This is a genomic window from Patulibacter sp. SYSU D01012, from assembly GCF_017916475.1.
Classification (GTDB): domain Bacteria; phylum Actinomycetota; class Thermoleophilia; order Solirubrobacterales; family Solirubrobacteraceae; genus Patulibacter.
The window spans coordinates 657,711-679,072 of the sequence record NZ_JAFMTB010000001.1 but is presented as its reverse complement, the minus strand read 5'-3'; the positions used below and the strand labels follow the sequence as shown (position 1 = coordinate 679,072).

The window sequence follows — 21,362 nt, the reverse complement described above, 5'->3', positions numbered from 1 at the left end:
AGGAGCCGCGATGTCCACATCCACCCCCGCCGTCCACGCCGAGGGCCTCGTCAAGGTCTTCGGCGACCTGCGCGCCGTCGACGGCGTGGACCTGACCGTCCGGCCGGGCGAGATCTTCGGCGTGCTCGGCCCGAACGGCGCCGGCAAGACGACGATGCTGCAGATGCTCGCCACGCTGCTGCCGGTCGACGGCGGCCGCGCCGAGGTCTTCGGCGTCGACGTGGCGCGCGAGCCGCACCGCGTCCGCCAGCTCGTCGGCGTCACCGGCCAGTACGCCTCCGTCGACGAGAACCTCACCGCCACCGAGAACCTGCGGCTGTTCGGCCGGCTGCAGGGGCTGCCGCGCCCCGACGCCCGCAGGACGGCCGCCGAGCTGCTCGCGGCCTTCGGGCTGGAGGAGGCCGCCGACCGCCCCATCTCGGCGTTCTCCGGCGGCATGCGCCGGCGGCTGGACCTGGCCGCCAGCCTGATCACCCGGCCGCCGCTGATCTTCCTCGACGAGCCGACGACCGGCCTGGATCCGCGCACCCGCGGGCAGATGTGGGACACGATCCGCGCGCTCGTCGCGGGCGGCTGCAGCGTGCTGCTGACGACGCAGTACCTGGACGAGGCCGACCAGCTCGCGGACCGCATCGCGGTCATCGACCGCGGCCGGAAGGTCGCGCAGGGCACGCCGGACGAGCTGAAGTCCTCCGTCGGCGCGTCCACGCTGCAGCTGACCCTGGGGCCCGACGCCGACGCCACCCTCGCGGCCGACGTCGTCCGCCGCGAGCTCGGCGAGGAGCCGGTGCGCACCCCGGAGTCCGCGCGCCTGAACGTCCCGCTGCCGGCGGCCGACCGCGCCGCCGACGTCCTCATCGGGCTGCGCCAGGCCGGCGTCGCGGTCGACGCGGTGAGCGTCGCCAAGCCCACCCTCGACGAGGTCTTCCTCGCGCTCACCGGTCACGACACGACCGGCCCGACCCCCGACGCCCACGACGCCACGGAGGTGGCCGCATGAGCACCACGACCGCCCCGCCCGCCGCCGCGGGCGCCCCGACCCTCAGTCAGCTCGGCGCCCGGGGGATCTCCGTCGACCCCGCGGAGGCCGTCGCCCGGACGCGCCCGCGCACGACGCTGCGCGAGGCCGCGACGCAGACGCTCGCCCTCGCGTGGCGAGCGCTGCTGAAGATGCGCCGGAACCCCGAGCAGTTCTTCGACGTCGTCTTCCAGCCGATCATCTTCACGGTGATGTTCGCCTACGTCTTCGGCGGCGCGATCTCGGGGGACGTGAAGAGCTACCTGCCGCTCATGGTCCCGGGCATCCTCGCCCAGACGGTGCTGACGACCTGCATGGCCGCCGGCGTGCAGCTGCGCGAGGACATGGAGAAGGGCGTCTTCGACCGCTTCCGCTCCCTGCCGATCGCCCGCATCGCCCCGCTCGCCGGCCCGATGGTGGCGGACCTGGTGCGCTTCACCACCGCGTCCGTGCTGACCCTCGTGATGGGCCTGATCATCGGCTACCGGCCCGACGGCGGCGCCCTCGGCGTGCTCGGCGCGATCCTGCTCGCGATCGTCACGGGCTGGTCGCTCGCGTGGATCTTCACCTGGATCGGCACGATCGCCCGCAGCGCGCAGGCGGTGCAGGGGATGTCGATGATGATCCTGTTCCCGCTGACGTTCCTGTCCAACGCGTTCGTCCCCGTGGACACGTTGCCGCGCGGGCTCCGCACGTTCGTCGAGCTCAACCCCGTCTCGCACCTGGTCTCCGCCACGCGCGACCTGGCCAACGCGGGGACGGTCAGCGCCGACGTCGGCTGGACGCTGCTGGCGGCCGCCGTCGTGGTGGCGGTCTTCGCGCCGCTGGCGGTCCGCAGCTACGCCAAGCGGGTCTGATCCGCGGCGGCGAGCAGCGCCTCGACCGCCCGCAGCGCGGCGCGCCGCAGCGCCGCGTCCTCCAGGCCGGCCGTCTCGTCGCGGAGCGCGGCCAGGCGGCCCGGCGCGCGCTCCTCGGCCCGCGCGGCCACCGGCGCCCAGGCCATCGACGGGACGGTGCGGTTGTAGGAGAAGCGCTCCGCCAGCACCAGCAGCCGCAGGGCGCCCTCGACGGGCCCGTCCTCGCGCAGCGTCCACCACGTGCCGGCCGCGAAGAGCCCCGCGCCGACGACGGGATGATCCGTGTACGGGTCGTCCCGCCGCAGCAGCCGGGCGACGCGGTCGGCGCCGGTGCGCGCCCGCGCGCGGCCCTCCGCCTCCTCCTCCGGCCCCGCGTGGTGCGCGAACCCGGCGACGGCGGCGCTCTCGACGAAGATCACCCAGGGCTCCAGGCCCGTCGGGGTGACGCCGGGGAAGGTGAGCGCGTCGACGGTCTCCGTCGCCTCCCGGTAGGCCGCCAGGCCCTCGGCGCGCAGGCCGCGCGCCAGGCGCAGCTCAGCCCGGCTGACGGCCCGCGCGGCCCGGCCCCCGAAGACGGCCTCGGCCGGCGCCGTGGCCTCGATCGTCTCCATCGTGGCCTGCGCGTCGCGGAGCCGCCCGTCGGCGATCGCCTCCAGGGCCACCAGCCCGTGCATGTGCACCTCGTCGTCCCGTGCGCCCAGCCGGGCCAGGACGGGGAGCGCCGCCCGGGCGTGGCGGCCCGCGGCGGCGTGGTCGCCGAGCGCCGCGGACAGCTCGGCGAGCTGGGTGCGCAGGATCGCCGCCGCCCACGGCCCGTCGTCGGCGCTCACCAGGTCCAGCGCGCGGCGGGCGGTCGCCACGGCGCCCTCCAGGTCGCCGGCGTTCTCGCGGGTGTGGGCCATCCACTGCAGCGCGATCCGGGCCACCTGCGGGTCCGGGTCGTCGCAGAGCGGCTCGAGGCCCGCGGGGAGCGCGCGCGGCACCTCCGGGTCGAACCGCAGCGCGACGCGCGAGGACGCCGCGAGCTGCGGATGCCCGGGCGGCTCGTCGGCCAGGCGGACCAGCAGCGCGCGCAGCCCGGGCGTGGCCTCGTCCCGCCCGATCATGGTGTTCGTCAGCGTGACGGACGCGGCCGCGCGCGCCGCGTCGCGCAGCGCGGGCGGCGGACGCCAGTCGGCGATCGCCTCGCTCAGGGGGACCGCCAGCGGCATCACCCGCACGTGCTCCCCGCGGATCGACCACATCCCCGCGAGCGCGGCGACCAGGGCGACCGCGGCGTCGACGTCGCCGTCGGCGAACGCCGCCCGCAGCGCGTCCGCCAGGTTCGCGTCCTCCGCCGCCAGCGCGTCGATCGCGGCGAACTGCTCGGGGCCGTACAGCCGGCAGCCGTGCGCCGTGGCCACGCCGACCGCCCAGGCGCGGTGCGCCGCGCGCGCGTCCGGCTCCTCGCCCTCCTCGCGCAGCCGCAGCAGGCCGAACTCGCGGACGGTCTCCAGCATCCGGTGGCGGATCCCGGTCGCGGACTCCTCCACCGTCAGCAGCGACTGCGCGACGAGGTCCTGCACCGCCGGCAGCGCGTCGCCGCCGAGCACGGCGTCGGCGGCGTCGAGCGTGAAGCCGTCGTGGAAGACCGCCAGCCTCCGCAGCGCCCGTCGGCCGGGGTCGTCGAGCAGGTCCCACGACCAGCCGATCACCGCCTCGAGCGTGCGGTGGCGGTCGGGCGCGGCGCGGTCGCCGCCCCGCAGCAGCGCGAACCGGTCGGCGAGCCGGCGGGCGACGTCCTCGACCGCCATCGCGCGGACGCGGGCCGCGGCCAGCTCGATCGCCAGCGGCAGGCCGTCGAGCCGGTCGACGACCGCGGCGACGGCGGCGTCGTCCAGCCGCACGCCGGGCCGCGCCGCGACGGCGCGTTCGCGGAACAGCCGCCGCGCGTCGTCGTCGCCGAGCGCGCCGAGCAGGTGCACCCGCTCGGCGGCGATCGCGAGCGGGGCGCGGCTCGTGGTCAGCACCCGCAGGTCGGCGGTCTGCGAGACGAGGAACGCGACGAGCCCGGCGACGGCGTCGACGACGTGCTCGCAGTTGTCCAGCACGAGCAGCGTCGGCGCCCGGCCGAGCGCCTGCGCCACGCGCGAGCGGACGTCGGCGCGCTGCTCGGGCGTCAGGGCACGGCGGCCGGCGACGGAGTCGCGCACCCCGAGCACCGACCCGAGCTCGCCGACGACGTCGTCGGGCGCCGTGACGCCGACGAGCTCGACGACGTGGACGACGGGCTGCTCGGCCTCGCGCGCCAGCAGGTGCGCGAGCCGCGTCTTGCCGAGCCCGCCGGGCCCGACGATCGAGACCACCCGCGAGCCGGCGAGCAGCGTCTTCAGCCGCCGGACGTCCGCGTCGCGGCCGAGCAGCGTCGTGGCGTCGTGGCGCACCCCGGCGCGCACCGGCCGGTCGAGGGCGAGCAGCTCGCGGTGGACCCGCCGCAGCGGCTCGCCGGGGCTGGCCCCCAGGCGGTCGCGCAGCGCCTGCCGGTGCTGCTCGTAGCGCTCGAGCGCGGCGCCCGGGCCGCGGACGGCGGCCTCGCTGCGCAGCAGGTCGGCCAGAAGCGCCTCGTCGTCGGGGTCGGCGCCGTGGGCCGCCTCGAGCGCCGGGAGCGCCTCGACGTGGTCGCCCGTACGCGAGCAGGCGCGGGCCAGCAGCGCGCGGGCGCGCGCGGCGTCGGCGACCGCGTCCCGCAGGAGCGCCGCGAGCGGCCCGTCCTCGTCCGCCGCCGGCGCGGCCACCCCGGCGCCGAGCGCGACGGCCTCGCGGGCGGCGGCCGCCGCGGCCGCCGGGTCGTCGTCGAGCGCGCGGGCGGCGCGGTCGGTCCGGCGGCGCAGGCGCAGCGCGTCGACGGCGTCCGGGTCCAGGCCCAGGCGGTAGCCGCCGTCGGCGGACGCCACCGCGTCGGCGCCGCACGCCGCGCGGGTGCGCGAGACGACGACCTGCAGCGCCTTCGCGGCGTTCGCCGGCGGCTCGTCGCCCCAGATCGACGCGACGAGGCGGTCGGCGCGGACGGCGCGGCCCTCCGCGAGCGCGAGCGCGGCGAGCAGCGCGTGCGAGCGGGCGCCGGGGACGGCGACGCCGTCCCGGCGGACGCCGTGCAGGAGGGTGAGGGCCGCGGCCACGGGGTCAGTCTGCCCGACGGCGCGGCCGGCGCCGCGAGCCGGGCGCGCCGGCGCCCGCGGCGGCCCCGGCCCGCCGCGGGTCAGACGCCGGCGGCGCGGCCGGCGGCCGACGCACGGCCCTTCTCGGTCCAGATGATCTCGTCGTTGCCGGGGCCCACGCCGATCATGCCGATCGGCACGCCGACGGCCTCCTCGATGTAGTCGAGGTAGTCGCGCGCGGCCTGCGGCAGGTCGGCGAGGGTGCGGGCGGAGGAGATGTCCTCCTCCCAGCCGGGAAGCTCGTCGTAGACGGGCGTCGCGTGGTGCAGCACCGTCTGGTGGTACGGGTAGCGCTCGAGGACCGCGTCGTCCTGCGAGCGGTACTGGGTGGCGACCTTGATGGTCTCCTGGCCCGAGAGGACGTCGAGCTTGGTGATGCAGATCTGGTCGAGCGTGCAGAGGCGCGCGGCGTACTTCAGCGCGACGAGGTCGAGCCAGCCGATGCGGCGGTCGCGGCCGGTCGTCGTGCCGCGCTCGCCGCCCTTCTCGCGCAGGTCGGCGGCGAGCTGTCCGTCGAGCTCCGTCGGAAACGGGCCGGCGCCGACGCGGGTGCAGTACGCCTTCACGACGCCCCAGATCTCGTCCAGGTCCTTCGGGCCGGCGCCCGACCCCACGGCCGCGGCGCCCGCGACCGGGTTGGACGACGTGACGAAGGGGTACGTCCCGTGGTCGATGTCCAGCAGCGCGGCCTGGGCGCCCTCGAAGAGCACGTTGCCCCCGCCGTCGAGCGCGTCCCACACGAGGGCGGCGGTGTCGGCGACGTGGCGCTCGAGCTTGTGGCCGAAGGCGAGGTACTTCTCGGTCATCGCCTGCAGGTCCAGCTCGGGGTCGCGCTCCCAGGGGCGCAGCGAGCGGGCCTTCGGCTCCATCGCGGCGACGATCTTCTTCTTCAGGATCGCCTCGTCGAGCAGGTCCTGGATGCGGATGCCCAGGCGCAGCGCCTTGTCCGCGTAGCAGGGCCCGATGCCGCGCTTCGTCGTGCCGATCTGGTTCTTGCCCAGGCGCGTCTCGCCCGCCACGTCCAGGAACTTGTGGTACGGCATGATCACGTGCGCGTTCGGGCTGATGCGCAGCCCGGACGAGTCCACGCCCTGCGTCCCGAGTTGCGCGAGCTCGCCGAGGAGGACCTCGGGGTCGACGACCACGCCGTTGCCGATCACGCACGTCGTGCCCGGGTAGAGGATCCCGGACGGCACGAGGTGGAAGGCGTACTTGACGTCGCCGTGCACGATCGTGTGGCCGGCGTTGTTGCCGCCCTGGAAGCGGACGACGACGTCGGAGCGCTCCGCCAGCAGGTCGACGAGCTTGCCCTTCCCCTCGTCTCCCCACTGGGCGCCCACGATCACGATGCCTGGCATGACCGGGGGAAGGGTACCGGCCGGGACCGCGGCCCCGCCCGGCGGGGCCGCACGGACCGGCCGGCCGGCGGGGCGGACGGGCGGCCCCGGCCGCGCCCGACGGCCGGCTCAGCGGCGCCGGCGGTGGTCGTCCTCGCGGTGCACGTGGCGCACCGGCGGGCGGGCGGCGTCCGGGTCGACGCCCCAGGTGGGCGGCGCCGGGCGCGCGGCGGCGTGGCCGTCGGCGCCCCGGTCCCACGCGGCGGCGGCCTCGGCGTCGCGCGGATCGAACGGCGGGGGCGGGCCCAGGGGCGATCCGCCGGGCCGCGGCGCGTCGTAGGGGTCGCCCTGCGGCGCCGATCGGCCGGCCGCGGCGTCCCAGGCGTCGCCGTAGCCCTGGCCGTCGCCGCGCCGCGCAGGCGACGGGCCGTCGCCGCCGTGCGACGGGTGCGTGGGGCCGAGACCGGCGTGACCGGTCGCGCCGGGCCGCGGGCCGTCCGGCGGGTCGTCGAACTGCGTGGGCCCCGGGTCCAGGTAGTGCCGCCCGGTGCGGTGGTCGACGCCCTCCACGAGCACGGTCTCGCACATCCCGACCAGGCGCGAGACGGCGCGCTCGCCGAGCTGCTCGCGCATCTGCTCGGGGTCCAGGTTCGTCGTCAGGACGATCGCGCGGCGCTCCTGCCAGCGCTCGTTGATGATCGAGTACAGCTGCTCGAGCACCCACGGGTTGGTGCGCTCGGTGCCGACGTCGTCGAGGACGAGCAGGGTGACGCTCGTCAGCTGGTCGAGCAGCTCGAGCGTCGTCCGGCCCTCGCCGTCGTAGGTGCGCCGGATCTCGGAGAGCAGGCGCGGGACGGAGTAGACCGCGACGGCCTGGCCGCGCTCGATCGCGTAGCGGGCGACGAGCATCGCCAGCCACGTCTTGCCCGTGCCGATGGAGCCCGAGATCCACAGGCCGTCGCCGGCGCCCAGGCGCTCGTCGAGGGTCTCGACGTAGCGACGCACCTGGCGGACCGCCGCGCGCGGCAGCCCGTTGATGTTCGTGTGGTCGAACGACGCGTCCTGGTACTCCCGCGGGATGCGGGCGCGCAGCGAGCGCGCCGTGCGCGCGGCCCGCTGCTCGGGCAGGCAGCGGCACGGCGTCGCCGTCCGCGTGCGTTCGTCGACGGTCCAGCCGGAGCCGTCGCAGAGGCCGTAGGCGCAGCGCATCGGCTACGTCCTCGGCAGCGGCGGACCGCCGCCCGGCAGGGGCGGCCCGCCCACCCCGACGGGCGGGCCGGACGGCGCGGGCGGGCCGCCCGGCGCGGGCGCGCCGGGGCCGGAGAAGGTCGCGGGCGGGCCGCCCATCCCCTGCGACGGCTGGGCCATGGTCAGGAAGCGCGGGTACTCGCCCTGGAACAGCAGGCGGATCGTGTCCGTCCGGCCCGAGCGGTTCTTCGCGATGATCAGCTCGGCGACGCCGGGCTCCGCGGTCTCCTTGTTGTAGTAGTCGTCGCGGTACAGGAACATCACGAGGTCGGCGTCCTGCTCGATGTTCCCCGACTCGCGCAGGTCGGACAGCAGCGGCCGCTTGTCCGGGCGCGAGTCGACCGCGCGGGAGAGCTGCGACAGCGCGATGACCGGGCAGGACAGCTCCTGCGCCAGGATCTTCAGCCCTCGCGACATCTCGCCGATCTGCTGCACGCGGTTCTCGGCGCGGCCGTCCGCGCGCATGAGCTGCAGGTAGTCGACGATCACGAGCGAGACGCCGTGCGGGTGGCTGGCGTGCAGCCGCCGGGCCTTCGCGCGGATCTCCATGATCCCGATGTCGGACGAGTCGTCGATGTAGAGCGGCGCCTGCGCCAGGCGGTCGGCGACCTCGAGGACGTCGGGCCAGCGGTCGCCGATGCGGCCCTTGCGGACGTCGTCGCCCTTGATCGCGGCCTGGGACGCGAGGACGCGCTGCAGCAGCTCGCGCTCGGGCATCTCGAGCGAGAACAGGGCGACGGCGCCCTTGTTCTGCAGGGCCACGTTCTCGGCCAGGTTGGTGACGAACGCGGACTTGCCCATCGCGGGACGGGCGGCCAGGACGATCATCGCGCCCGGCTGCAGACCGGCGGTCTCCTTGTCCAGGTCGCGGAAGCCCGTCTCCAGGCCGGTGATGTCGCGGCCGTCCTTCTCGAGCTCCTCGAGGCGCTTGACCTCGTCGTCGATGAACGACGCGACGGTGCGCAGCCCCTTGTTGTCCTCGTCCTCGGAGACGTCGAAGACCAGGCCCTGCGCCTGCTCGACGATCAGGTCGGGGTCGTCCTCGCCCTTGAGGACGGCGCCCTGGATCTCGTACGTGGCGGCGAGCAGCCGGCGCATCTTGCCCAGCCCCTGCACGATCTGCGCGTGGCGGGGCAGGGCGGCGACCTCGGTGACCGCCGCGGTCAGCTGCCAGACCGCCTCGCGGCCGCCGGCCTGGTCCAGGGTGCCGGTGCGCCGCAGCTGCTCGACGACGGTGATCGAGTCGACCGGGTGGTTCTCGGCGTACAGCCGCCGGATCGCCTCGAAGATCGCCTGGTGCTGCGGGGCGTAGAAGTCCTCGGCCTTCAGGCCGTCCTCGACGGTCAGGCCGTAGCGCGCCTGGTCGGAGAGCATCATCGCGCCGAGCACCGCCTGCTCGGCGTGCAGGTCGTGCGGCGGCACGTGCGCGGGGCCGATGCCGCCGTCCCCCCCGTCGTAGTCGTCGATCGGGACGTAGTCGTCGTGGTGGCCGGCGTCGAAGGACGCGCCGTCGTCGTAGGGCGGGATGTCGTGCTCGGATGCCATGGGTGCGGACCGACGATCGACGCTACCAGCGGTCGGCCGGAAGCCCGAGGGGCTCGGGCGCAGGTAGCGGGAAGAAGGTGGACGGATCGGAGACCCGTCCGGAGACGGCGACGGCGCCGGGGGTGCCGGCGCCGTCGCGGGTGCTGCGGGGACGCCGGCCTCGGCCGGCGCGGAGCGCGCTAGCGCTCGGCGACCACCATGGTCTTGACGTTGGCGATGACGCCCTCGGCGAGCTCGACGTCGACGACGTAGGTGCCCGTCGCGCGGATCGGGTCGGCCAGGCGCACGTTGCGGCGGTCGACCTCGATGCCGCGGGCCTCCTGGATCGCCTCGGCGATGTCCTGGTTGGTGACCGAGCCGAACAGCCGGCCGTCCTCACCCGTCTGGTGGGCGATCGTCAGGACGGTGTTCGTCAGGGCGTCGGCCTGCTCGCGCGCCTGCGCGATGGCCTCGGCACGCTGGCGCGAGTGCGCGGCGGCGACGCGCTGGGCGTCCTCGAGCAGGGCCTTCGTGGCCGGGGCCGCCAGCTTGCGCGGCAGCAGGTAGTTGCGCAGGTACCCCTTGGAGACCTCCACGACGGCTCCCTTGGAGCCGAGCTGCGGAACGTCCTGGAGAAGAATTGCCTCAGGCATACGGTCAGAGTCGCTTCTGTCGTGCCGGGCGCGGCACGGCGCCGCGCCCCTCAGCAGGACGGGAGATTGTCGCAGGTCCGCGGGCCTCGGCGCGGCCCGGCTCCGCGACCGGATCGGGCCGCGGGCCGCGCTCGCGGCCTAGAACGGGATGTCGTCGTCGGCCGGGGCGGGCGCCGGCGCGTTGCCGCCGCCCTGCTGGCCGCCACCGCCGCCCCAGCCGCCGCCGCCCTGCTGGCCGCCGCCGCCACCGCCGCCGCTCCAGCCGCCGCCCTGCTGGCCCCCGCCGCCGCCGCCGGCGGGCGGGCCGCCGAAGTCGCCCTGGTCCACCGGGTACGACGTTCCGGGGCCGTTGAAGCCGCCGCCGCCCTGGCCGCCGCCACCGCCGCCCCAGTCGTCGCCGCCGCCCTGCTGGCCGCCGCCCCAGCCGCCGCCGCCCTGACCGCCACCGCCGCCGCCCTCGCGGCCGCCGATGAACTGGACCTCCTGCGCGACGATCTCGATCGCCTCGCGGCGGTTGCCGTCCTTGTCCTGGTACTCGCGCCAGCGGAGGCGACCGTCCACGGCGACCTGGCGGCCCTTCGTGAGGAACTTCGCCGCGTTGTCGGCGGAGTTGCCGAAGATCGTGACGTTGAAGAAGTTCGGCACGTCCGACCACTGGCCGGACTGGTCCTTGCGGCGCTCGTTGACGGCCACGCGGAGGCTGCAGACGGACCCGCCCGAGGGCAGGCCTCGCAGCTCGGGGTCGCGGGTCAGGTTCCCGACGATCGTGACGCGGTTGATCGGCATGGGGTCCTCTTTCTCGGGGTTGCGTCGGGCGAACGTAGCGGCCGCGGCGGGGCCGGGCCCGCGGCGCGCGGGTTCGGCACACGTCCGCCGGCCTTGCGGCACGCGACGGCACGGGTGCTCAGGTCAGGGAGCATCCCAGGCCCACCGGCGGCGTGCACGACGACGTGCACGGCGGGCCCGGAACGACGAAGCGCCGCCCGTGGGGCGGCGCTCGGGTCGCCGGCGCGGGGCCGGCGGGAAGGCGGTGCGGCGACTAGCTCGCGTCGGCGGCAGCGGCCGCGGCGGCCTCCGCGTCGATCTCGCGCAGGTCGGGCAGGTCGACCGGGTTGCGCTCGAGCTTGATGATGCGGTGGCGCAGGACCGTGTCGCTGATCTTGAGCTGGCGGTCGAGCTCGTTCAGCAGGGCGGCGGGGCCCTGGAAGCGGAACACGCGGTACTCGGCCGTCGCCTCGTCGGCGATGGGGTAGGCGAGCTGGCGGACGCCCCACTCGCGGCCCTCGGAGAGGGTGCCCTGGTCCTGGATCAGCTTCTCCACGTCGGAGGAGAGCTTCTGCCGGGTCTCCTCCTCGGCGGACGCGTGGAGGAGGAGGACGAGGTCGTAAGAGGGAGCGGGAGCGGCCATAAGAAGAGTTCGCGTTGAAGCGACGGTCGACACTAGCAAAGCGCCGGGCCCGGAGTCGCGCGGGGCCCGCCGGGCGGGACGGCGCACGCGCGGGATCCGCGGGGGCGAGACCCGAGGATGCCACAGGTCTCCCCGGCACGATGTCCGATGCGCCCCCGTCCCCGTCCCTGCTCCGCCGCGTCCGGTGGGGCAACGTCGCCACGATCGCCGCCGTGCTGGTGGCCGTCCTCCTCGTCGCGGCCGGGCCGCGGCTGGGCGGCGGCGCGCCCGCGGTGCCCGACGGCCGCGCGGCGCCGGTCGGGGTGGACGCGCCGGCCCCGAAGGAGGACCGCACCTGGTCCGGGGACGCCGGGGACGCGGGCGTGCCGCAGGACGCGGCGGCCGGCGCAGCCGACGTCGGCCCCGCCGAGGCGACGGCCGCCGAGGACCGCCCGGGCGCGGAGCAGCGGCGCGACGGGTCGTCGCCGCCCTCGCGCGACGGCGCCGACGCGGCCCCGTCCGCGGCCGCCGCGGAGCGCCGTCAGCGCGCCGCGGCCCGCGCGGCAGCGCGCCAGCGCCGACGGGCCCGCGCCCGGCGGGCCGCCGCCCGCGCCCGGCGCGTGGCCGGCGGGCGCCGGCCCCGGGCCGCGCGCCGCCGGGCGGGTGCGGGTGGCGGCGCGGCCGCGGCCCGGCCCGCGGCCCCCGCGGACCGGCCGCCCGCGCCGCCCCCGGTCCCCGCGACGCCGCCCGCCCCGGCCCCCGCGCCGGCCCCCGCGGCGCCGCCCCGTCCCGCGCCCGGCGGCAGCGCCGAGGCGGAGTTCGGCCTGTGACGCCGCCGCGGCGGACTCCGGCCGGGCGCCGGAGTCGGGGGCCTCACGCCGCAGCGCGCACGTCGGCCCGCCGGCCGACGCCGGGGCGTCCTCAGTCGTCGTGCGCGGCCGCGCCCGACGCCTTGCGGCGGATGTCGGCCAGCTGGTCGTCGATCCAGTCGCCGGGGTTGCGGGCCAGGACGATCTCGCGCAGGCCGTCCGCGCGGCGGCGGCGCTCCTCGTTCGACATCGTCAGCGCCCGGTGGATCATGTCCGCCAGCTCCTGCACGTCGAACGGGTTGACCGTCAGGGCGAACTCGCCGAGCTCCTCGTGGGCGCCCGTGTTCTCGGAGAGGATCGACACGCCGTTGCGCTCGTTGACGATCGGCCCCTCCTTCGCCACCAGGTTCATGCCGTCGAACATCGCGTTGACGATGTGGGCGTCGTAGTGGCGGTAGGAGGCCATCGCCTCCTCCAGGTCGTCGCGCAGCTTGAGCTGGATCGGCATCCAGTCCGGCGTGCCGTGGCGGTGGTTGACGACCGCGACGAGCGCCTCGATGCGCTCGAGGTACTCCCGGTACTCCGGCACGTCCGTGCGGGACGGCATGAGCTGCGCGACGAAGGTCACGCGCTCGCTGAACTCGGGGTGCTGCTCGAGGAACAGGTCGAACGCCGAGAACCCGCGCAGCACGTTCTTCGACAGGTCGGCGCGGTCGACGCGCAGGATCATGAAGTCGCGGCGACGGCGCAGCAGCTCGTCCTCGAACTGCCGCACGCGCACGCGGCGCGAGACGGTGCGCGTGGACGCCGCGTCGATCGGCAGCGGGTACGCGCGCACCCACACCTCGCGGTCGTCGATCCGGACGACGCCCTGGGCGTGGTCCACCTCGAGGCCCAGCAGGTCCTCGCAGCACTGCAGGAAGTTGCGCCGGTAGGACCGCGTGTGGAAGCCGATGATGTCGTTGGCGAGGATGCCGCGGTAGATCTCCTCGCGCATCTTCGACGGCAGCACCCGCCAGGCGTCGGACTGCGACCACGGGATGTGGACGAAGTGGTGCAGGAAGACGTCCGGGCGCCGCTCGCGGATCATCTGCGGCAGCAGGTACAGGTGGTAGTCGTGGATCATCACGACGGGCTCGTCGACCCCGTCGATCTCCTCGACGACCGCGCGGGCCAGGTCCTCGTTGACGAGCTTGTAGCCGTACTCGTACGCGTCGACCTCGTGCCGGCGGATGTCCGGCGCGTTCGACAGGTCCCACAGGTTGTGCTGGATGAACCACAGCATCGGGTTCGAGATGATCGAGTAGAAGGACTCGTAGGCCTCCTCGTCGCTCACCACCAGGCGCACGTCGTAGTCGCCGCCGACGGGCGACTGCACGCGGAACGCCTTGCCGTCGTGCTTGCGCGCCTGCTCGGCGTCGCCGCGGCCCATCGCGTTGGCCACCCAGGTGACCTCGCGGTACGTCGCCAGGCCCGAGAGGGCGGTCACCAGGCCGCCGGTGCCGCGCTGGATCGAGCCGTCCGTGTCGAACGTCACCGGGCCGCGGTTCGAGACGAGGACGAGCGGCTGCTGCTGGCGCGATTCCGACATCGGCACGAGCGTACCGCCCGGGCGTCGCGGGCCCGTCACCATCGTGTGCACGGGCGCACGCCGCGGCGACGCCCGCCCCGCGCCGCGATCAGCGCGGCAGCTCGAGGGTGAACGTCGTCCCGTCGGAGCCGCTCTGCACCCGCAGCTCGCCGCGCATCCGGTGCGCCAGCTCGCGGGCGATCGCCAGGCCCAGGCCCGCGCCGGAGCCGTCGCCGGTGCCGTGGAACGGCGCGAAGACCTGCGCCAGCCGCTCGGGCGGGATGCCCGGCCCTTCGTCGTGCACGGCGATCCGGCCGCCGCCGTTCGCGCGCTCGACCCGCAGCTCGACGGCGGCCCGCGGGCCAGAGTGCTTGAGCGCGTTGTCGACGAGGATCCGCACGACCTGCTCGACGCGGTCGGGATCGATCCGCTGCATCACCCGCGGGCCGACCAGCCGGACCCGCAGCGACCGGCCCTGGCGCTCGACGACGGGCGCGAACTCGCCGGCCACGCGCTCGGCCAGGTCGTGCAGGTCGGTGTCCTCCGGCCGCAGGTCCAGGCCGCCGCTCTCCAGCCGGGAGAGGTCCAGCAGGTCGAAGGACAGGCGGGTCAGGCGCTGCACCTGGTCCGCCAGGCGGTCCAGGAAGTCGCGCCGCTCGTCCTCGGTCAGGTCCTCGTCGCGCAGCAGCTCGACGAAGCCCGAGAGCGACTGCAGCGGGGTCCGCAGCTCGTGCGACGCCGTCGCGATGAACCGCTTGCGGCCGTCGTCGAGCTCGGCGAGCTGGCGCTGCATCGTGTCGAGCGACCGCGCGAGCGACCCCAGCTCGTCCTGGGCCCCGACCGGGAAGCGCGTCGTGAAGCGCCCGGCGGCCACGGCGCGCGAGCCCTGCTCGAGCCGCCGCAGCCGCGTCGACAGGCCGTACGCGTAGGCCGCGCCCGTGACGAGCGCGACCGCCAGGCCGAGCAGGCCGCCCAGGAGCACCCGCCGCCGCACGAGCGTCACCGTCGCGCGCACGTCGTCCAGGCCCTCCGTGACGACCAGGACCCCGGGGCGTCCGCCGCGGACCACCGGCGGCACGGGCGTCGCCACCCGGGCGACGAGGTCGTCGCCCCCGTCGACGTCGCGGACCGTCGCGTCCTCGGCGCCCGCCCGCGCGGCCAGGCGCAGCAGCGCGGGGGTCGTCGCGGCGTCGCGCGGCGACGCCCGCCGGCGCACCGCCATCCCGCGTCCGTCGCGCTCCAGGACGACGACCTCGCCGCCGGTGCGCACGGCCAGCCGCTCGACGAGCCGCCGCTCGCGGGCCGGCGTGCCCGTCTCGGCGCCGTCCAGCGTCACCCGGGTGTCGTCGGCGAGCGCCCGCAGCCGGGACTGCGACAGCGAGGACTCGAGCGTCGGGACCACCTCGAGCGCGATCGCCACGACCGCGACGAGCGTCACGGCCACGAACGCGACGACGAGCCGGCGGCGCAGCGACCGGCGCACGGCTCAGTCGTCCGCGTCGCGGAAGCGGTACCCGAGGCCGCGCACCGTGACGATGTACTCCGGCTGCTTCGGGTTCTGCTCGATCTTCTCGCGCAGGTGCAGCACGTGGACGTCGACGGTGCGCCGCTCGCGGTACGCGGAGCCGCCCCAGGCGCGCTCCAGGAGCATGTCGCGGGTGAAGACGCGCCCCGGGGCGTAGGCGAGCGTGGCGAGGAGCTCGAACTCCAGGTGCGTCAGCTCCACCTCCTCGCCGCGCACCGTCACGCGGCGGCGGTCCGGGTCGATGACCAGGTCGCCGACCGCGATCGACGGCGTCTCGCCGGTCGTCGCGGCGGGCATCGCGGCGCGCCGCAGGGCGGCCCGCACCCGGCTGCGCAGCTCGCGGACGGAGAACGGCTTCGTGACGTAGTCGTCCGCGCCGGCCTCGAGCCCGGTCACCCGGTCGCCCTCCTCGCCGCGCGCCGAGAGCATGATGATCGGGACGGTCGAGCGCGTCCGGATCTGGCGGCAGATCTCGAAGCCGTCGGCGCCCGGCAGCATCACGTCGAGCAGGACGAGGTCGGGACGGACGCGCTCGAACTGGTCGAGCGCCTGCGTCCCGTCCTCGACCGTGACGACCTCGTGGCCGTCGCGGCGCAGGGGGAAGGCGAGGAGCGTCCGGATGGACTCCTCGTCGTCGACGACCAGGATGCGGGCGGGTGCGGGCATGGCGGCGTGGGCGTCCCTCGCGGCGCCGGGCCGGGACGGACGACGTCCACAGCCTAGTCCGCCGATACGCTGGCGGTCCTTGGCCACGAGAGTCGGCATCGGCGCGCTGCTGCTGGCGGTGCTCATCGCGGCGTTCTCGCTCGCGCGGCTGCCGGGCCCGCTGAAGGCGACCCTCCCCGCCGACGTCTTCGACGGCGCGGCCGGCGTGCGCCTGACGGGGACCCTCGCCGACGCCTACCCCGACCGCCGCGCGGGCTCGCCGGGCGACGCCGCCCTGGCGCGCCGGGTGCGCGACGAGCTGCGGCGCGCGGTGCCGACCGCCACGGTCACCGTCGACCGCTTCCAGGCCGACACGCCGGACGGCGCCCGGACGCTGGAGAACGTCTCCGCCACGCTGCCCGGCCAGCCGGGGCCCGAGATCCTCGTGGTCGCCCACCGCGACGCCCTGGGCCGCGGCGCCCGCGCCGAGATGACGGGCACGGCGGGGCTGCTGGCGGTCGCGCGCGCCGCGGGCCAGGGCCGCTTCCGGCACACGATCCGCTTCGTGTCGACGACCGGCGGCTCGGGCGGCGGGCTGGCCGGGGCCACGCGCCTGGCGCGCGAGACGAGCGAGCCCGTGGCGGCCGCGATCGTGCTGGGCGACCTGTCGGGCGACGGCGGACGGCCCGCGCGCGTCCTGGGATGGTCGAACGGCCCCGCCGGCGCGCCGGTCCGCCTGGGGCGGACCGTGGAGGAGGCGCTGCGGGCCGAGGGGCTGCGCCCGGCGACCTCGGACGGGCTGTGGAAGCAGCTGGCCCGCCGCGGCCTGCCGGCGTCCGTCGGCGAGCAGGCGGAGCTGAACCAGGCGGGGATCCCGGCCGTCCTGCTGACGACGGGGACGGCGCTGCCCCCGCCCGCCGGGGCGCCGCTCGACGCGCGCCGGTTCGAGGCGTTCGGCCGCAGCGCGCTGCGCAGCGTGCTCGCCGTCGACGGCAGCCTGGCCCGCGTCGGCCCGCCGCAGACGGGACTCGTCGTGGCCGGCCAGGAGCTGCCGTCGTGGGCCGTGCGCGTCCTGCTCGTCGCGCTCCTGCTGCCGCTGCTGGCCGGCGCGCTCGTGCTGGCCCTCGCCGTCGCGCGGGACGCCCTGACGGTCCTGGCCGGGCTGGCGTGGACGCTCGGGTGCGCGGCCGGGCCGCTGATCGCGGGGCTCGTGGCGATCGGCCTGGGACGCGTCGGGCTCGTCGACCCGGCGACGCCCGCGCCGTTCGGCGGGCCGGCGCTGCGGCCCGGCACCGGCGCGTGGGTGGCCGTCGTCGCGCTCGTCCTGCTCGTCGTCGGGACGATCGCCGTCGCCCGCCCCTTCCTGACCCGCGAGGCGACCGGCCGGCACCGGCCGACGCGCACGTCCGTGGCGTTCGGCGTCTTCCTCGTGGTGCTGATCGCCTTCGTCGCCGCGCTCGTCCGCAACCCCGTCACCGCGGTGCTGCTGACGCCGGCGCTCGTGGCCTGGCCGGCGGCGATCGCCCCGCTCCCGGGGCTGGAGCGGCCGCAGCGGGTCGCGATCGCGGCGCTCGGCGCCCTGCTGCCGGTGGCCGCCGCGCTGACCGTCGTGGCGGACCTGGACGTGCCGCTCGTGCAGGCCCCGTGGTGGGCGCTGCTGCTCGTCGCGGGCGGCCACATCTCGCCGCTCGGGATGCTCCTGATCAGCCTGGTCATCGGCGCGGGGGCGGCGACCGCGATGACCCTCGTGCCCCCGCTGCGGCGCGGACGACCGCGCCCGCCGCGCCGCCGCCTGCGGCGCGCGCCCGCGCCCGAGCCCGCCCCGCCGGCGCCCGACGAGGCCGCCGTGGCCGACGACGCGCCGCCCGCGGACGAAGGTCCCGAGGACGCGTGGGACGCCGACGACTGGGGCGACGGCACCTGGGACGCCGACGGCGGCTGGACCGAGCCCGTGCGCCGCGATCCCCCCGGCGGCCGGGCGCTCCGGCCGCGGCCCGAGGGCTAGCCCGCGCCGACGGGCGATCCGCGGCGCCGGGCCCGCGCGCGCGGGACCGGCCGCGCGCTGGGATGACCGGGGGGCGGCGCGGAGGGGTCAGCCGGCGCGGTGCTCGAAGCCGGCCCAGGCCACCGGGGCGCCCGCGCGGTGCAGGCGCACGCCGGGCTCCTCGCCCGGCGCCGGCGACCGCACGGCGCCGACCCACGTCACGCCGTCCAGGCCCGCCGCGAGGGCGGCCGGGGCGGTCACGAGCAGCTCGAAGTCCTCGCCGCCCGCGGCAGCGAGCTCGGCGGGGTCGCGGCCCTGCGCGGCGGCGACCGCGTCGACGCCCGCCTGCCGCGGCAGGCGGGCCACGTCGACCTCGACGACCACGCCGGAGCGCCGGCCGACGTGGCCGGCGTCCGTCGCGACGCCGTCGGACAGGTCGATGCCGGTCCGCACCCCGGCGCGCCGCAGCGCCACGCCGGCGTCCAGGCGCGCCTCGGGGCGCAGGTAGCGCCGCACGAGCGCCTCGCGCTCGGCCGCGGGCAGCGCCACGTCCGGGTGGGTCGTGAGCAGCGCCAGGCCGGCGGTGCTGCCGCCGAGCGCCCCGGTCACCCCGACCAGGTCGCCGGGCCGCGCGGCGTCGCGGCGCAGCACGGCGTGCTCGTCGGCCGCCCAGCCGACGACCGTCACGGTGACGACGAGGGCGTCGCCCGCGGTCACGTCGCCGCCGGCGATCGTCGTGCCGCTGCGGGCGGCCAGCTCCTCCATCGCCGCCACGGCCGCGAGGACGTCGTCGTCGCCCCACGACGGGGGCACGGTGAGCGCCACGTACGCCTCGCCGCCGGGCACGCCCATCGCCGCCAGGTCGGACACGGCGGTCGCCAGGGCGCGGTGGCCGACGACGGCCGGCGTCACGCGGGGGTCGTCGGCGGGCAGGTGGACGCCGAGCACCGTGGTGTCGGTGCTCGTCACGGCGACGGCGCCGGCGGGCCGCACGAGGGCGGCGTCGTCGCCGGGACCGAGGAGGAGGCGGTCGTCCCGGGGCCGCAGGCCCGCCGTGAACGACCGGATGAGCGCGCGCTCGCCCACGTGCGGGGGCGCCGGGCGCGCGGGGCGGCTACCGGTGGCGGTAGACGATGCGGGCGCGGCTCAGGTCGTACGGGGAGACCTCGACGCGCACCCGGTCGCCCGGAAGGATGCGGATGCGGAAGCGGCGCATCTTGCCGGCGACGTGCCCGAGCACCTCGTGCCCGTTGTCGAGCTGCACCTTGAACATGGCGTTGGGCAGGGCCTCCACGACCTCGCCCTCGAACTCGACCTTATCCTCTTTCGCCATCCCACCTACGGTACCAGTCGGCGCCGTACGGAGGGCGTGCGCCCGCGCACGGATCGCCCGTCGCGACGGGCGATCCGGGGCGGTCGGGGTCAGTTCGGCGGGTCCTGCGGCGCCGACTCGTAGCTGTCGGCGGGGTACGGATCCTGCGACCCGTCGTCGTCGCTGGCCCGGGTGCCGGCGGCGGCGTCGTCGCCCGCGGCCGTCGACCCGCCCTCGGTGCTGCCGGTCGAGTCGTCGTCCGCGGTGGACGCCGCGTCCTTGTCGGACGAGCCGCCGCGGGCCCACTTGCCGTGGCCGGCGGTGCCGCTGAAGGGCGCGGTGCGGAACGGCCCGCACGATCCGCCCTTGGCGACCGCCATGTAGTCGTGCCAGGTCTGCGCCGGCACGCCGCCGCCCTGCATGCCCGGCATGGAGACGTTGCCGGTCGCGTGGCCGACCCACACGGTCGTGACCATCCCGCGGGTGAACCCGTTGAACCAGGCGTCGACCTCCTTGTCGGTCGTGCCGGTCTTGCCCGCGGCCGGGCAGTCGGGCAGCTGCGCCTTCGTGCCCGTGCCGCCCTTGACGTTGTCGGCCATGATCGACGTGGCCTCGCTGGCGACGCCCGGCTCGAAGGTGCGCTTGGCGCGGACCCGCTGCGGGCGCTCGACCTTGCCGTCGGGGAAGACGACCTTCGTGATCGCGCGGGGGACGATCTTCTTGCCGCCGTTGGCGATCGTCGCGTAGGCGCGCGCCATCTCGAGCGGCGTGACGGTCTGCGAGCCGAGCGAGATGGACGGGTACGGCTTGAGCGGCGAGGTGACGCCCATGTCCTTCGCGGCCTTGACGACGTTCTCGGGGCCGACGTCCAGGCCGAGCTTCGCGTAGACGGAGTTGTCCGACTTGAGCGTCGCCTTGCGGATCGTCATCGAGCCGCCGCTGTCGCCGCCGTACGTCTTCGGGGCCCAGGGCTCGCCGCCGGTCTCGGCCGACGTCAGGAGGGTCTCGCCCGAGCGCGACACGTACGTCGTCTTGTCCGGGTCGATGCCCTCCCGCAGGGCGGCCATGAGCACCATGATCTTGAACGTCGATCCGGGCTGGCGCTCGCCCTGGGTGATCAGGTTGTACTTGTTCTGCCCGTACTGGGCGGTCGTCGCCATCGTCTCGATGTCGCCCGTGTCCGGCTCGAGCGAGACGACGGCGCCGGAGGGGCCGCCGAGGGGCGTGACGTTCTTCGCCAGCGACGCGCGCGCCTGCTGCTGCTTCTTCAGGTCGATCGTCGTGTAGACCTTCAGCCCGCCCTCGTTGACGACCTTGCGGCCGTAGCGCTTGACGAGCTCGGTGCGGACGTAGTCGACGAACGCCTGCTCGCGGCCGGAGACGTAGTAGCGGCCGTCCTTGACGCCCAGGCCGGACGCCTTCGCCCGCGCAGCGGACCGCTGCGTGACCATGCCCTGGTCGGCCATGCGGTCGATGACCTCGTTGCGGCGCTTGAGGGTCGACGTCGGGTGCAGGTACGGGTTGTACTGCGACGGGGCCTGCGGCAGGCCCGCGATCATCGCCGCCTGAGCCAGCGTCAGCTTGGATGCCGGCTTCTCGAAGTAGATGCGCGACGCGGCCTCGACGCCCTTGATCTCCAGGCCGTTCTTCGCGTTGCCGTACGGGACGGAGTTGAGGTACTTCGTCAGCACCCACTCCTTGCCCTTGCGGCCCGGGTGCATGTCCTCGAGCTGCTGGGCCAGCTTCGCCTCGCGGATCTTGCGCTCGATGCTGCCCGACGTGTCCTGCGTCCACAGGTTGCGGATGAGCTGCATCTCGAGCGTCGACGCGCCCTCGACGTTGCCGCCGCTCGTGATGTTGCGCGTGGCGGCGCGGAACACGCCCTCCACGTCGACGCCCTTGTGCTGGTAGAAGCGACGGTCCTCGACGGCCACCGTGGCCTCGCGGACCAGCGGCGACATCGCCTTCGTCGCGATCACCTCGCGCAGCGTGGAGCCGCGGAGGAAGCCCAGGCGGGTGCCGTCGGCGGCGTAGACGACGGACGTCGTCCCCGGATCGACCTGGTCGAGGTCGTCGAGGTTGGCGCCGTCGGCGACGCTCATGACCCAGCCGGCGCCCGCGGCGGCGGCGCCGCCGGCGGCCACGACGATCAGGGCGAGGAAGACCAGGAGGACGCGACCGACGCCACCCTTCGTGCGCCGCTGTCGGCGTCTGCGCGCTGCGTAGGACATAGGACCGGTCCAGGGTACTGCCCCGACGCCCCCGCCCCTGCCGGTTGCATCCGGGACTGCAGCGC

The 21,362-nt window shown here is 76.1% G+C and carries 17 protein-coding genes; 4 read left to right on the top strand and 13 right to left on the bottom strand.

Annotation, left to right across the window (positions count from 1 at the left end):
- Positions 1-10 precede the first annotated feature (10 nt).
- Together J3P29_RS03000 and J3P29_RS02995 are read left to right on the top strand one after the other, a co-directional pair.
- Positions 11-1,000 carry an ATP-binding cassette domain-containing protein gene (locus J3P29_RS03000; RefSeq protein WP_210491551.1) on the top strand — a complete coding sequence of 330 codons (990 nt, stop codon included), beginning with the start codon at positions 11-13 and terminating at the stop codon, positions 998-1,000.
- Positions 997-1,875 carry an ABC transporter permease gene (locus J3P29_RS02995; protein ID WP_210491550.1) on the top strand — a complete coding sequence of 293 codons (879 nt, stop codon included), beginning with the start codon at positions 997-999 and terminating at the stop codon, positions 1,873-1,875. Before J3P29_RS03000 ends, J3P29_RS02995 begins: the two co-directional genes overlap by 4 nt.
- Here J3P29_RS02995 and J3P29_RS02990 read toward each other — a convergent pair.
- From J3P29_RS02990 to rpsF, 7 genes are all read right to left on the bottom strand, one after another.
- A complete protein-coding gene (locus J3P29_RS02990; protein WP_210491549.1) occupies positions 1,857-5,033 on the bottom strand; it encodes a BTAD domain-containing putative transcriptional regulator in 3,177 nt (1,058 codons plus the stop codon). The two genes, J3P29_RS02995 and J3P29_RS02990, sit on opposite strands and share 19 nt — an antisense overlap.
- Positions 5,034-5,113: 80 nt before the next feature.
- Entirely contained in the window at positions 5,114-6,430 is a 1,317-nt protein-coding gene (locus J3P29_RS02985) for an adenylosuccinate synthase (protein ID WP_210491548.1), read from the bottom strand.
- Between the two features lie 108 nt (positions 6,431-6,538).
- Positions 6,539-7,618, bottom strand: a complete 1,080-nt coding sequence (locus tag J3P29_RS02980; protein WP_210491547.1) for an ATP-binding protein — start codon at positions 7,616-7,618, stop codon at positions 6,539-6,541.
- Positions 7,619-7,621: 3 nt separating this feature from the next.
- Positions 7,622-9,202 carry a replicative DNA helicase gene (gene dnaB / locus J3P29_RS02975; protein WP_210491546.1) on the bottom strand — a complete coding sequence of 527 codons (1,581 nt, stop codon included), beginning with the start codon at positions 9,200-9,202 and terminating at the stop codon, positions 7,622-7,624.
- A 179-nt stretch (positions 9,203-9,381) separates the two neighbouring features.
- A complete protein-coding gene (rplI, locus tag J3P29_RS02970; protein ID WP_349239755.1) occupies positions 9,382-9,777 on the bottom strand; it encodes a 50S ribosomal protein L9 in 396 nt (131 codons plus the stop codon).
- A 195-nt stretch (positions 9,778-9,972) separates the two neighbouring features.
- Complete coding sequence (ssb, locus tag J3P29_RS02965; protein ID WP_210491544.1) at positions 9,973-10,620, bottom strand: single-stranded DNA-binding protein; 648 nt, start codon at positions 10,618-10,620, stop codon at positions 9,973-9,975.
- 253 nt (positions 10,621-10,873) lie between these two features.
- Positions 10,874-11,242 (bottom strand): 30S ribosomal protein S6, encoded by a 369-nt coding sequence (rpsF, locus tag J3P29_RS02960; RefSeq protein ID WP_210491543.1) that lies wholly within the window; start codon positions 11,240-11,242, stop codon positions 10,874-10,876.
- A gap of 140 nt (positions 11,243-11,382) precedes the next feature.
- Between rpsF and J3P29_RS02955 the strand changes: the two genes are divergently transcribed.
- Positions 11,383-12,051 (top strand): hypothetical protein, encoded by a 669-nt coding sequence (locus J3P29_RS02955; protein ID WP_210491542.1) that lies wholly within the window; start codon positions 11,383-11,385, stop codon positions 12,049-12,051.
- A 91-nt stretch (positions 12,052-12,142) separates the two neighbouring features.
- Here J3P29_RS02955 and J3P29_RS02950 read toward each other — a convergent pair whose 3' ends face one another.
- The 3 genes from J3P29_RS02950 to J3P29_RS02940 form a co-directional block, all read right to left on the bottom strand.
- Positions 12,143-13,621 carry a trehalose-6-phosphate synthase gene (locus J3P29_RS02950; protein ID WP_210491541.1) on the bottom strand — a complete coding sequence of 493 codons (1,479 nt, stop codon included), beginning with the start codon at positions 13,619-13,621 and terminating at the stop codon, positions 12,143-12,145.
- An 88-nt stretch (positions 13,622-13,709) separates the two neighbouring features.
- Positions 13,710-15,083 carry a HAMP domain-containing sensor histidine kinase gene (locus tag J3P29_RS02945; protein ID WP_210491540.1) on the bottom strand — a complete coding sequence of 458 codons (1,374 nt, stop codon included), beginning with the start codon at positions 15,081-15,083 and terminating at the stop codon, positions 13,710-13,712.
- Between the two features lie 3 nt (positions 15,084-15,086).
- Positions 15,087-15,791 (bottom strand): response regulator transcription factor, encoded by a 705-nt coding sequence (locus tag J3P29_RS02940; RefSeq protein ID WP_210491539.1) that lies wholly within the window; start codon positions 15,789-15,791, stop codon positions 15,087-15,089.
- 79 nt (positions 15,792-15,870) lie between these two features.
- Between J3P29_RS02940 and J3P29_RS02935 the strand changes: the two genes are divergently transcribed.
- Complete coding sequence (locus J3P29_RS02935; RefSeq protein WP_210491538.1) at positions 15,871-17,775, top strand: M28 family peptidase; 1,905 nt, start codon at positions 15,871-15,873, stop codon at positions 17,773-17,775.
- A gap of 87 nt (positions 17,776-17,862) precedes the next feature.
- Here J3P29_RS02935 and thiL read toward each other — a convergent pair whose 3' ends face one another.
- The 3 genes from thiL to J3P29_RS02920 form a co-directional block, all read right to left on the bottom strand.
- Positions 17,863-18,840 (bottom strand): thiamine-phosphate kinase, encoded by a 978-nt coding sequence (thiL, locus tag J3P29_RS02930; RefSeq protein ID WP_210491537.1) that lies wholly within the window; start codon positions 18,838-18,840, stop codon positions 17,863-17,865.
- 28 nt (positions 18,841-18,868) lie between these two features.
- Positions 18,869-19,087 carry a translation initiation factor IF-1 gene (gene infA, locus J3P29_RS02925; protein WP_007577037.1) on the bottom strand — a complete coding sequence of 73 codons (219 nt, stop codon included), beginning with the start codon at positions 19,085-19,087 and terminating at the stop codon, positions 18,869-18,871.
- Positions 19,088-19,176: 89 nt separating this feature from the next.
- A complete protein-coding gene (locus J3P29_RS02920) occupies positions 19,177-21,297 on the bottom strand; it encodes a transglycosylase domain-containing protein (protein ID WP_210491536.1) in 2,121 nt (706 codons plus the stop codon).
- Positions 21,298-21,362 lie beyond the last annotated feature (65 nt).